The 11,702-nt window shown below is 70.3% G+C and carries 9 protein-coding genes; 5 read left to right on the top strand and 4 right to left on the bottom strand.

What is annotated here, in order from left to right; translation table 11 throughout:
- The first annotated feature begins 70 nt into the window (after positions 1-70).
- From CHC08_RS06005 to CHC08_RS05995, 3 genes are read left to right on the top strand one after another with little or no spacing between them, the layout of a single operon-like run.
- A complete protein-coding gene (locus tag CHC08_RS06005) occupies positions 71-478 on the top strand; it encodes a TraR/DksA family transcriptional regulator (RefSeq protein WP_089206274.1) in 408 nt (135 codons plus the stop codon).
- Complete coding sequence (locus tag CHC08_RS06000; RefSeq protein ID WP_089206143.1) at positions 442-1,047, top strand: signal peptidase II; 606 nt, start codon at positions 442-444, stop codon at positions 1,045-1,047. Before CHC08_RS06005 ends, CHC08_RS06000 begins: the two co-directional genes overlap by 37 nt.
- The gene (locus tag CHC08_RS05995; protein WP_089206142.1) at positions 1,040-1,969 is read left to right on the top strand and encodes an RluA family pseudouridine synthase; all 930 of its coding nucleotides are present in this window, start codon (positions 1,040-1,042) and stop codon (positions 1,967-1,969) included. The genes CHC08_RS06000 and CHC08_RS05995 overlap by 8 nt, the downstream gene beginning before the upstream one ends.
- A 243-nt stretch (positions 1,970-2,212) precedes the next feature.
- Here CHC08_RS05995 and CHC08_RS50550 read toward each other — a convergent pair whose 3' ends face one another.
- On the bottom strand, positions 2,213-3,808 hold the full coding sequence (locus CHC08_RS50550; RefSeq protein ID WP_218825138.1) for a serine/threonine-protein kinase: 1,596 nt from the start codon (positions 3,806-3,808) through the stop codon (positions 2,213-2,215).
- 410 nt (positions 3,809-4,218) lie between these two features.
- Here CHC08_RS50550 and CHC08_RS05985 point away from each other — a divergent pair, with 410 nt between their 5' ends.
- Entirely contained in the window at positions 4,219-5,058 is an 840-nt protein-coding gene (locus tag CHC08_RS05985) for a transporter substrate-binding domain-containing protein (protein ID WP_218825137.1), read from the top strand.
- 79 nt (positions 5,059-5,137) lie between these two features.
- On the opposite strand, the gene CHC08_RS05980 is transcribed toward CHC08_RS05985, so the two are convergent.
- Together CHC08_RS05980 and CHC08_RS05975 are read right to left on the bottom strand one after the other, a co-directional pair.
- On the bottom strand, positions 5,138-7,294 hold the full coding sequence (locus CHC08_RS05980) for a serine/threonine-protein kinase (protein ID WP_179281904.1): 2,157 nt from the start codon (positions 7,292-7,294) through the stop codon (positions 5,138-5,140).
- Between the two features lie 48 nt (positions 7,295-7,342).
- A complete protein-coding gene (locus tag CHC08_RS05975; RefSeq protein WP_089206140.1) occupies positions 7,343-9,475 on the bottom strand; it encodes a serine/threonine-protein kinase in 2,133 nt (710 codons plus the stop codon).
- 317 nt (positions 9,476-9,792) lie between these two features.
- Here CHC08_RS05975 and CHC08_RS52750 point away from each other — a divergent pair, with 317 nt between their 5' ends.
- Positions 9,793-10,722 carry a chorismate mutase gene (locus tag CHC08_RS52750; protein ID WP_089206272.1) on the top strand — a complete coding sequence of 310 codons (930 nt, stop codon included), beginning with the start codon at positions 9,793-9,795 and terminating at the stop codon, positions 10,720-10,722.
- 242 nt (positions 10,723-10,964) lie between these two features.
- Here the strand turns inward: CHC08_RS52750 and CHC08_RS05965 are convergent, their stop codons facing one another.
- Positions 10,965-11,540, bottom strand: coding sequence for an RDD family protein (locus CHC08_RS05965; protein WP_179281903.1), 576 nt, complete (start codon positions 11,538-11,540; stop codon positions 10,965-10,967).
- Between the last annotated feature and the right edge of the window lie 162 nt (positions 11,541-11,702).

The raw sequence follows: 11,702 nt of genomic DNA, 5'->3' as shown, positions 1-11,702 counted from the left end.
AGCTGCCCGCACCGTTTACCACTTTGGACACGGTCCGATCTCGAGTAAGGAGGCCGACATGGCCGCGACTGTGCGCGCCGATGAAAGCGCTGTAGTGCCGTCGTCGAACGGTGCCGTCGTCACCTGGTCGGCCAAGGAGCTCGCGGAGGTTCGCGAGCAACTGGCCACGGAGATCGAGGAGCTGAACGGGGAGATCGCCAAGTCCGAGTCGGAGATCGCGTCGAGCGATGTCACCGACGGTGCGGGGGACGACCAGGCGGATGCCGGGGCCAGGACATATGAACGCGAACGCGAGATCGCCCTTACCCTGAACTCACGCGACCTGGTCGCGCAGAACGAGCGAGCGATCGCCCGGATCGACGCAGGGACCTACGGAGTGTGCGAATCGTGCCATCAGCCGATCGGAAAGGAGCGCCTGCAGGCGTTTCCGAGGGCGACGCTGTGCGTGGCCTGCAAGCAACGGGAGGAGCGCCGCTGACCGGCGACACCGTTGACGGGGCGGCTCCGGCCGCCCCGCTCGCGGCGCGCCGGATCGGCGTGCTCGCGGTGATCGTCCCCATCGTCTACCTTCTCGATCTCGTCACGAAGACGATCGTGCTGAAGACGCTTGAGGGCAGGGAGCCGTTTGTCGTCATCCCCGACGTGCTCCAGTTCCGAGTGATCTTCAACTCCGGGGCCGCGTTCAGCCTCGGCGCCGGCATGACGATCGTCTTCACGATCGTCGCGGCGGCGGTCGTGGTGGCCATTCTGCGCACCGCCCGCAATCTGCGCAGCCTGCCGTGGGCGATCACGCTGAGCCTGCTGCTCGGCGGAGCGCTCGGCAATTTGACCGACCGCGTCTTCCGCTGGCCGTCGGGCTTCGGCAGGCCCTCACCGTTCCAGGGGCACGTCGTCGACTTCGTCGAGACCTTCCCCGGGCACTTCGCCGTCTGGAACGTGGCAGACTCGGCAATTGTCTGCGGCGGAATCCTGGCTGTCTTCCTCGCCTGGCGGGGTTACCAGATCGACGGCACGCGCGACATAAGAGAAGAGAAGAAAGATGGCTGAACAGCGGAGTCTCCCGGTTCCCGAAGGGCTGGAAGGTGAGCGCCTCGACGCCGCACTGTCGCGGCTGTTCGGCTTCTCCCGCACCCGCGCGGCTGAGCTGATCGTCGCCGGTGACGTGCTCGTGGACGGCTCGCTCGCGGCCAAGTCCGACCGGGTCCACGGGGGTGCGTGGCTGGAGGTGACGCTGCCGCCGCCGCCCGTCGCGCCGATGCCGGTGGCCGAGCCCATCCCCGGCATGAAGATCGTCTACGAGGACGACGACATCGTCGTCGTGAACAAGCCCATCGGCGTGGCGGCCCACCCGACCACCGGCTGGACCGGGCAGACGGTGATCGGCGGCCTGCTCGGCACCGGGCACCGGGTGTCGACCAGCGGTGCGGCCGAGCGCCAGGGCATCGTTCACCGCCTGGACGCCAACACCACCGGCGCCATGGTCGTGGCCAAGAGCGAGCACGCCTACTCCCACCTGAAGCGGGCCTTCAAGGAACGCACGGTCGAAAAGCACTATCACGCGCTGGTCCAGGGTCATCCCGACCCGTCGCGCGGCACCGTGGACGCTCCGATCGACCGCCACCCCTCGGGGGACGGCCGCTGGGCGGTCGTGGCCGGAGGCAAGGATTCGATCACCCACTACGACACGATCGAGGCGTTCCGCGCGGCGTCCCTGCTGGACGTCAAGCTGGAGACGGGCCGGACCCACCAGATCCGGGTTCACATGTCGGCGCTGCACCACCCGTGCGTCGGCGACCTGATGTACGGCGCGGACCCCACGCTGTCCGCACGTCTGGGCATCACCCGGCAGTGGCTGCATGCGGTCTCCCTGGCCTTCGAGCACCCGTCGACGGGGGAGTGGATCACCTTCACCACCGAATACCCGGAGGACCTGTCCCACGCCCTGAAGGTCCTGGGCGGAGAGTCCTAGCGGCTGGACTGTCCGGAGGGCCTGCCTCACCGTCCTGAGGGTCCTTGGGCGGAAAGGTCCTGGCGGCTCTGACGGGACTGTCCGGAGGACCTGTCGCACGGCCCTGAGGACCCCGGGTGGAGAGTTCCCATCGGGGCCTGACGGTCCGGGCCCCTTCCTCCGGCCTGCTCTTCCTCGCTCATCTCCGCCGGGGTCGCCGGTCGTGCCGTCCCGGCCCCAACCTTGCCCGTCCCGGCCCTGACATCAGCCTCGGAGGCCGAGGGCGGTCCCTTCCTGGGGCGCGAGCTGAGCGGGGCCGCCGGCCTGTCCCGAGTCCTCCCCGGAGCCATGCCCCGAGCCCGAGTCCTGCCCCGAGCCCTGGTCGGCGTTCTGGCCGGGGTCGTCCACGGAGCCTTCTCCGGAGTCCCCGGAGTCGTCACCCGAGCCGTTTCCCGGATCCTTCCCCGGGTCGTCCTGAGAGGGCTTGCCCGACGGCTTGCTCGTGGGTTTGCCCGAGGGCTTGCTCGTGGGCCTGCCCGAGGGTTTGGCCGATGGGGCGGGTCTGTCCCAATCGGACCTGTTCGGGGCCGGATCGTAGTAGGGCTGGCTGGGGGCCTGCCTCGTCCTGGCCGGTGCGGGATCGTCCTGCACGGGCAGTTTCGCCTCCTCGGGCTTGTTCTCCGAGGTGGTTTTCCGCACGGGAGTGCTCGGCAGGGCCGGTGACTCCGCCGGGTTCGTCGAGGAGGAGTTCGAGACGACCCAGGCCATCCCGGCCGAGGTGAGGGCGATGGCGAGCGCCATCGCCATGACGGCGAGCAGCACCGGGCGCCGCCGTCGCCCGGTGGAGGTCAGGATGGGCCCGGGGTCCGACACGAAGGACGGCTCGTCCATCGGCGCCGCGTCATGGGCCGGGTTCCGCGTGGGACCGTCCTGCACGGACGACGGTGCGAGCGACGGCATCGACGGTGCGGCCGGGATCGGGGCCGCGACCCGGGTGGGGTCAGGAGCGGAGAGATCGATCGGCACGGTGGGCTGCGGGGCGGTCCCGTTCACGATCGCCCAGAGGTGGGTCTGCGCCTCCTGCGCGGACATGCGCTCCGCCGGGTCCTTGCGGAGCAGGCCGAAGATCACCGGGCCCAGCGGTCCGGCGAGCTTCAGCGGCGCCGGATGCTGGTGCATGACCGCGCTGAGCGTGGCCAGCGGATGGGCCCGTTCGAAGGGCGAACGCCCTTCGACCGCCACGTAGAGCGTCACGCCGAGCGACCACAGGTCGGAGGCGAACTCCGCGGGCCCCCCGCTCGCCCGCTCCGGCGCGATGAACGCCGGGGTGCCGATGAGCGAGCCGGTCTTGGTCAGCGAGGAGTCGCCCTCGAGGACGGCGATGCCGAAATCTGTCAGCACGGCCCGCCCGTCGCCCGCGAGCAGCACGTTGTCCGGCTTCACGTCACGGTGCAGGACACCCACGTGCTGGGCCGCCAACAGCGCCCCGAGCACCTCGATCCCGATCTGGGCCACCCGCGCCGGCGGCAGCGGCCCGTCCTCCCGTACCACGGCCCCGAGGGTCCGGGATTTCACCAGCTGCATCACGATCCACGGGCGCCCGTGCTCCTCGATCACGTCGTAGACCGTGGCGACGCCCGGATGCCCGACCCGCCCGGCGGCGCGGGCCTCCCTGAGCGTCCGCATGGTGAAGATCTCGCGCTCGGGACCGGTCAGGTCAGGAGAGGGAATGATCTCCTTGACCGCGACCTCCCGGCCGAGGACCTCGTCGCGTGCCCTCCAGACCGTTCCCATGCCTCCGCTGCCGATGCGTTCCAGCAATCGGTAACGGGCCCCGATGATCTCCTGCGAGTCGGACATGTGCCTCGAGTACCCCCAGATGAGGTCAACAATCCGTATACACGGTATCCCGCGATGAGAGAAGTGCTGGTACGGCCTGCTCCGTTATCGTGTCCCGGAGGCCTTGACCCCGCACGGAAGGGCCATTCTACGAGGAGTCCACGGCGGGAGTGTTCCATCGGTAGATCTTTGATTGCAATCGTATCGTGATCGACCGGCCAGAGCGTTCCTGGTCGCGGAGCACGGGTTTTTGGGGGACCGCTCGCCCGAATAAACCCGCCCTCACCGGATAAACCACCGTGAGGGTCTCCCGCACCGAGCTGGAAACGGTCTGAAAATCATTCGGGGGACGGCCGGCCCGGTGCGGGCTTTTCCCGCCCTTCCCTGCGTTCGCCAGGTGGAGGGGCGAGAGGAGGGAGTGACCTGTGAGCGTGAGACGACGTGCTGCCGTCCTGGCTCTTCTCCTGGGCGTGGGCGTGGGCGTGGGCGTGGGCATGGGCGTGGACGCCACGACCGCGGGCGCCGCCCTCGCCGTCGAGCGGCCGGGGCCGTCTCCGGGGCGCTCCGGCACGCTGCTCGACGAGGTGCCGCACAGCGGGGAGCTACGCGTGTGCACCACCGGCGACTACCGGCCGTTCACCTACCGGGACCCGAGGACCGGCGCGTACAGCGGCATCGACATCGACATGGCTCGGGACCTGGCCAGGAGCCTCGACGCCAAGGTCGAGCTCACCCCCACGACCTGGGGGAGCCTGGTCGCGGATCTGGCCGCGGGCCGCTGCGACATCGGGATGGGCGGGATCTCGGTGACCCTGGACCGGGCCCGTGAGGCGGTGTTCAGCGAGCCCTACCGCACCGACGGCAAGACGCCGATCGCGCGATGCGCGGACAAGGACAGGTACGGCACGCTGGGGCAGATCGACCGGTCCGGCGTGCGGGTGATCGTCAATCCGGGCGGGACGAACGAGACGTTCGCCCGCGTGCGCCTGCGCCACGCGACGATCACCGTGCACCGGGACAACAACACGATCTTCGACGAGATCGTGGCCGGGCACGCGGACGTGATGATCACCGACGCCAGTGAGGCGCTCTACCAGGCCAAACTGCATCCCCAGCTGTGCGCCCTCCACCCCGACCGGCCGTTCACCTTCGCCGAGAAGGCGTATCTGCTGCCGCGCGGTGACCAGGAGTTCGCGAACTACGTGGACGAATGGGTGCACCTGCGCACCCACGACGGGACCTACCGGCGATACGCGCGGTCCTGGCAGTAGGTCCTGTAGGTCCTGTAGGTCCTGGCGGCAGGCGGGTGCGGTCCCCGCGGCCGAACCACTCCCGGGCCGGGCCGTGCCGTCACGACTTGGGCTTGAAGGTCGCGGTGAACGTGTCGAAGAACGCCGGGTCCCACTCGGAGTCCGGGCTCTCCCAGTAGATCGCGTACGGGGTCTCGGAGGCCGTGTGGAACCCCCGATCGAGGACGTGCGTCCGGACACCCTTCTTGAGGTAGAGGAACTCCCAGTCGGCGGCGGCCACGCCGCGATAGGTCAGCAGGGTGATGCGGATCCGCTCGTAGCCCGGCCAGAGGTTCTTGGCCGTCCCGGCCTTCTCGACCTTCTGCCAGTGCCTGACGGGGTCCTTCTCGGAATCCTCGGTCGACTCGATCCACAGGAAGGCGTCCGAGTCCGGATCCCGGAACTCCACCCGGTCGCGGTCGGGAAACCGCCTGGCGCTCCAGCCTCTCGGTATCGCGACGGTGAAACCCATCGAGTCCCGGTGCATTTTCCAGCCCGGGGGAATGGCCTGGCCGGACGGGGCGGGAGTCGCCCGGCGCGTCTTCGAGGGACGAGGAGAGGGCTCGGCGGTGCTGTCGCCGAGGTCGTCGGGGAACGTGGCCGTGGACACCGGCCGGTCGCCCTGGCTCGGCGTGTCGTCCGGGCCGCCGGTCAGCAGCCAGATGCCGACCCCGACCACCGCCACGAGGGCGGGCACCCCGATCAAAATCGCGATCCGCTCCACCGGCGGCCGCCGGCGGAGAAACCCGATCACGGTGCCGGTGGGCAGACCTCGATGCGACCGGGAACCCGGATACGAGGGCTCGGCGCCGTGGGGCGGCTGCCCGGAGTGGGTGGGCGCGCCCCGATACGACGGTTCGCCGCCGTACGGCGACGGCTCGGAGTACGGAGGTCCGCCCTGGTACGGGGACTGCGCCGGGTTGCTCCTGTAGGCGGGCTGCCCGGATCCCGCCGGACCGTCCTGGTGGTCAGGCCGGCCCGGTTCGGCCGCACGACCCCGGTAGGCGGGCCGTCCGGGATCGGCGGGACCGCCCTGATAGGCCTGCTGCCCGAGATAGGCGGGCCGCCCCGGCCCTGCCGGACCGCTCTGATGGGGGCGGCCCGGCTCGGCCGCGTCGCCCCGGTAGGCGGGTCGTCCAGGTTCGGCCGAGCCGTTCCGCCCCGGATCGCCGGGGGAGTGCCGCAGGCGCCACGCGCTCGCCGCCCCGGACGGAGGGGCCGGATGAGAGGGCCCCCCGGCGTACGGCGACCGGGATTCGTACGGTGGCTCGCTCCGATGGGCCTCGGCGCCCGGGCGGGACGACGGGGTGGGGCGGGAGGCGAAGCCGTGATCCGGCGACTGCGCCGTCGGCCCGTCCGCGTCGAGGAGGCTCCTGTGCCGGGAAGCCTGGTTCCCGGGTCCGGAGGCCTGACCCGAGGACACCCGGTTGAGCAGGGCCTCGGCCTGCTCGGGGTCCATCCGGGCTCCCGGGTCCCTGGACATCAGACCGAGGATCACGACGGAGAGGGGCCCGGTATGCGTCATGGGGCTGGGCTCGCCGTGGAGGACCGCCTGCATGGTCGCGGCGGCCGTGGACCGCTCGAAGGGCGGACGGCCCTCCAGGGCCGCGTACAGGGTCGCCCCGAGGGACCACAGGTCCGACAGGGGGGTGGCCGCCAGGCCGTGGAGCCGTTCGGGGGGCAGGAACGCCGGGGTGCCGACCATCCCGCCCGTCCGGGTGATCGCCGTCTCGTGCGTCATCGCGGCGATGCCGAAGTCGGTCAGCACCACCCGGCCGTCGTGGGCCAGCAGGACGTTCTCCGGCTTGACGTCACGGTGCAGCACGCCCGAGGCGTGCGCCGCCCGCAGCGCGCTCAGCACGTGCAGGCCGACCGAGGCCACCTGGCCCGGCGACAGCGGCCCGTCCTCGCGGATGACCGCGCCCAGCGACCGCGACCGGACCAGCTGCATGACGATCCAGGGCCGGCCCTCCTCCTCGACCACGTCGTGCACGATCACCACGGACGGATGGTCGAGCCGGCCGGCGGTCCTGGCCTCCCGGATCGTCCGCCGGTTCAGGTCGGCCCGGGCGCTCTCGTCGACCCCGCGGTAGCGGACCTCCTTGACCGCCACGATCCGGTCGAGAAGCTCGTCATGGGCACGCCAGACGATGCCCATCCCACCTTCACCGATGGGTTCGAGCAGACGGTAACGGCCCGTGACCTTCCGTTCGGTCAATTCCTCTCGCCCCCCAGGCTCATGCATCGTCGTCGGTCAGGACGCCGCTCACTTCTTCGACGAGAAGGTCTTGGCGAATCCCTCGAAAAGGGGCAGGTTCTTCTTCCAGTCGGCGGCGAGGGTGTGCCAGTAGATGGCGTAGCCCCGGCCGCCCTTCTTGGCGATGAACCCCCGGTTGATCACCCGGGCCTTGCCCGCGCTGACGTTCCAGGTGAACTCCCAGTCGGCGGCCTTCACCATGTAGTCGACCTTCTCGATCCGGATCCGCTTGTAGCCGGGGAAGTTGCCCCTGCTGTAGAGCTCCTGCTGCTCCCAGTCCTTCTTCGGGTCCGAACCCCCCTTGTCGACGTACTCGATCATCAGGTAGCTCACCGAGTCGCTCGGGCTGCGGAACCGCACCTGTTTCCCGTTCCGCCTCTCCACGTACCACCCCTTGGGCAGGCCCACCGAGAAGCCGTTTCCGTCCTTGTGCATGTGCCAGCCGGCGGGGAGCGCGGACTCCTCCTTCTCCTTCGTCTTGGTGGGACTCGGCGAAGGAGACGGTGAGGGCTTCGGCTCGGGAGTGCTCTCCGGAGTCGTCTCGGCCGGACCGCTCGGCGCGTTCGACCCGGTCGATCCGGTTGCTCCGTTCGGCCCGTCCGAGCCGCTCGGGCGCGCCTGTGACGAGCCGGTGCCCTGGTCTTCGGTGGTCTGGCCACTGCGCAGCCCGAGCCAGCCCGCGACCACCCCGACGATCAGCAGCGCGGGCAGGATCACCAGCAGGCCCCGCTTCATCGGCGCCCGCGGCACGTTTCGCGACGTCGCCGTCATCATCCTCTGGAAGGAGGGATCCTCGGTCCCCGCGTCGTCGGAGGAGAGCTCGGAGACGTACCCCTTGGACGGGGCGACGGGTTCGGGCCGCGGGGCCGGGACGGGCTGCCGTATGGGAGGGAAGGGGTTCGGCCGGCCTCCGGGAGCCGGGCGCACCGGCGGCTTCGGCTCGGGCCTGGGGGCGGGAACGGAGCTCTGCCGTGCCGGCGGGGCGGTCTCCGGCCGCGCGGACGGAACGGCCTCCGGCGGGGTGGGTTTCCGCTCCGTCCCGGACGTGGGCTTCTGCCGTACCTCCTCGGCCGGTGCCTTCGCGGCGGGCTCCCGAGGCTCCTCCCGCGGGGGCGGGGGAGAGACGGGAGATTTGGGAGGCGCAGGTACGGCGACGCCCAGTTTCGCCCCCGTGGCGGGGAATCCCTCGGCCCGGAACTGGACCCCCGGATCGGTCTCGGCGGTGGCCGAGGTGCTTGAGACGCTTGAGGGGCTCATCACGGCGGGCATGACGGACGTCTTGGCGGGCTGCTGGGGCTGCTTGGGCTCGCCCTCGCCCTCGCCCTCGGCCACCGCGCGCAGCAGCCGCTCGGCTTCGTCGTAGTTCATGCGCAGGGCCGGATCCTTGCGGAGCAGCCCTTCGAGGACCGGGGCCAGCTGTCCGGCGTTGACCGGGGGCTCGGGCTCGTCGTTCAGGATGGCGTGCATGGTCGGCAGCGCCCCGCCGCGATCGTGCGGGGGCTTGCCCTCCACCGCCGCGTACAGCGTCGCCCCGAGGGACCACAGGTCGGACTCACGCTGCGCGGTCGCGCCCTTGATGCGCTCCGGCGGGATGAACGCAGGGGTTCCGGCGATCCCGGTCATGGTCAGCGCGGTCTCGGTCTCGAGCGTCGCGATGCCGAAGTCGGTCAGCACCACCCGGCCGTCGTGGGCCAGCAGGACGTTCTCCGGCTTGACGTCACGGTGCAGCACGCCCTGGGCGTGCGCGGCACGCAGCGCGTCCAGGAGCTGGAGCCCGATCTCCGCCACCCGTTTGGGCGGCAGCGGACCGTCCTGCCGCATGACCTTGCCGAGGGAGCGGGACTCCACCAGCTGCATGACGATCCAGGGCCGTCCGTCCTCCTCGACCACGTCGTGGACCACCACGACGTTCGGGTGCGTCAGTCGTCCGGCGGCGCGCGCCTCACGCTTGGTGCGCCGGTTGAAGTCCTCCTGGTTGTCCTCGCCGAGCATGTCGGCGTAGCGGACTTCCTTGATCGCGACTTCGCGGTCGAGGAACTCGTCGTGGGCCCGCCAGACGATGCCCATGCCACCTCGGCCGATGGCTTCGAGCAGGTGGTAGCGGGAGGCGACCCGGCGCCCCTCAGGCTGTGCTTCGGCCATCAACCGCCTTACCTCCTTCTAAACCCCCGAATACTCTCATAGCCAAGTAAAGTGATCGACTTAAACGGGGTTTTGGAGTCCACACTTTGAGATGCGGTGTCCGGCAGGTGGCAGGTGGCGGGGCCATGGCTTATCGTTGGGCACATGACTTGCTGTTCAGCGTTTATCGTGCCGGCTCCGGAGGGCCGGTCGTGACAGCGTGATTCAGTGACCATCCGGAGCCGGCGCGAGGCAGAGACACATCGTCTCTGCCTTTTCTGTTTTCTGACGAACCCGCCGGCTCGCGGGATGTGCGCCGGCTGACCATGGGAGCCGAGATGTCGTTGACCGCACGCCTGGAGCGTGGAGCCGTGGGGCTGGGAACGCTCGCGGTGGGGGCGGGACCCGTCGTGGTGATCGGCGGCGCCGGGGCGGACGCCCGATGGATCAACCTGCGTGACCACCACGGGCGCGTCCCCGCGGCCGAATCGGTGGCGGCGGTCCGCGCCGACTGGTCCGGGCCCGTCCTGGTGGAGCCGTTCTCGGCGGCGGATCTGCCGGAGATCGCCGCGAACGCCGCTGGCGTGGTGGTCGGCGCGGCCTGGATGCAGGATTTTCAGCTGGTCCGCGCGGTCGCCCGGCTCGGCCTTCCCGTGGTCGTCCAGCGTGCCCCCTCCGCGACGCTGGAGGAGTGGCTGGCCATCGCCGACTACTGCGTGGCCGAGGGAAACGACAGCGTTGTGCTCTGCGAGAGCGGCAGCCGTACGCACCTGGGCGGGGTCACCCTCGACCTGGCCCTGATGCGCGCCGCCCGTGAGAAGTCCGGCCGCCCCGTCCTGGCGGACCTCGGCGGTGACCCCGCCCTGGCCGCCGCCGCGGTCGCAGCCGGCGCCGACGGCCTGCTCCTGTCCCCCGGCTCCACCGAGCAGGAGGCCCTCGCCGCCCACGAGGCCGTGAAGATCGTCGGAGCCGTCACCCGCAGGGAGGACCCCGACTCCCTGCTGACCGCCCGCGATGCCATCGACCGTGTCGACGCGGCCCTCGCCGTCCTGCTGGAACGCCGGGCCGAGCTCGCGGGCACCATCCAGCGGCTCAAGCCCGTCGGCGGCTTCGCCGGTCGCGACATGGACCGCGAACGCCGCCTGGTCGCCGACATGGCCCGCCGGGCCCCCACCCTCGGTGAGGACCGTCTCGCCCTCATCATGAACGCCGTCATCGAGGCGGGCCTGCACCTCGCGGAGGAACGCATGACGACCCACCGGGGCTGAACCCGCCGCCGGTCATCCTGTGACGGTCGGCCGACCGGACGGGAGCGCCCTCGCTCCCCGACGGCCGTCGTCGAACGGGACGGCACGCGCGCGTGCCGTCCCGTTCGACGTGGCCGACCTCGTCGTCATCGCCGACGGGAGCGGTCACAAGAGAAACCCGCCGGTCCCGTACGGCGGTGTGTGCCGTGGGGACCGACGGGGTCACCTGTCGCGAGGGCCGATGCGGCCGCGAGAGGTGTCGTTCAGCGGGGCATCCGCACGACGACGGTGTTCGCCACCTTGTCGTGCAGGCACTGCCTGAGCGGCTTGTCCCAGAACTGGGACAGGACGTTCACCAGGCTGAAGAGACCGGCGAGAAGATAGAGGACGCTCTGGAAGGAGAGCAGCTGCGGCCCCCAGAGCACGGCGGTTCGCTTGAGGGCGGTCTCCGAGTCGAGCCCGCCCTGGACGCCGGCGCCCACCGTGGTGATGCGGATCTTCACGAGCTTCTTGCCGAGGGTCTGCCCGTCACGGGTGATCTGGAAGTACTCGTAGGCCGCATAGATCGCGAATCCCACGATGGCGGAGATCAGCAGCCCGAGGAACGAGACCGTCGGCACCTCGACCGTGACACCGAGCAGGGTGGTCGCCTCGGTGGTCGTGAACGGCCCCGTGATGATCGGGGTGATGATGAGGGAGACGACGACGAACAGGATGATGACGTCGATCACGCGGGCGAGCAGGCGCTCCCACCAGAGGGCCAGCTCGGGGAGAGGCGGGGGAGCGGCCTCGTAGGGGTTCTGGCCGTACTGGTTCTGGTAGGGGGGTTCAGCGGTCATTGACGTTCTCCACTTGCTCGCCCAGAGGGCTGTCGACGTTCGGGGGGTGTCGCTGTTCCAGGCCGGTGTCCGTCCGATCTTCCTGTGATCACCGCTTAAGCGGGACAGAGGGGAGACAGGCCAGATCGGAGCGCCGGTTTGCTGCTTTCCGGACAAGAACAT

This window comes from Streptosporangium subroseum (assembly GCF_900188345.1).
GTDB classification, from domain to species: domain Bacteria; phylum Actinomycetota; class Actinomycetes; order Streptosporangiales; family Streptosporangiaceae; genus Streptosporangium; species Streptosporangium subroseum.
Note: the sequence above shows the minus strand (reverse complement) of the source record. Positions and strands in the feature narration are given on the sequence as shown.

Bases quoted from the DNA above. Each gene is read 5' to 3' on its own strand.
- CHC08_RS05995 (WP_089206142.1), top strand. From the start codon at position 1,040: ATGGCTGAACAGCGGAGTCTCCCGGTTCCCGAAGGGCTGGAAGGTGAG.
- CHC08_RS50550 (WP_218825138.1), bottom strand. From the start codon at position 3,808: ATGTCCGACTCGCAGGAGATCATCGGGGCCCGTTACCGATTGCTGGAA.
- CHC08_RS05975 (WP_089206140.1), bottom strand. From the start codon at position 9,475: ATGGCCGAAGCACAGCCTGAGGGGCGCCGGGTCGCCTCCCGCTACCAC.
- CHC08_RS52750 (WP_089206272.1), top strand. From the start codon at position 9,793: ATGTCGTTGACCGCACGCCTGGAGCGTGGAGCCGTGGGGCTGGGAACG.
- CHC08_RS05965 (WP_179281903.1), bottom strand. From the start codon at position 11,540: ATGACCGCTGAACCCCCCTACCAGAACCAGTACGGCCAGAACCCCTAC.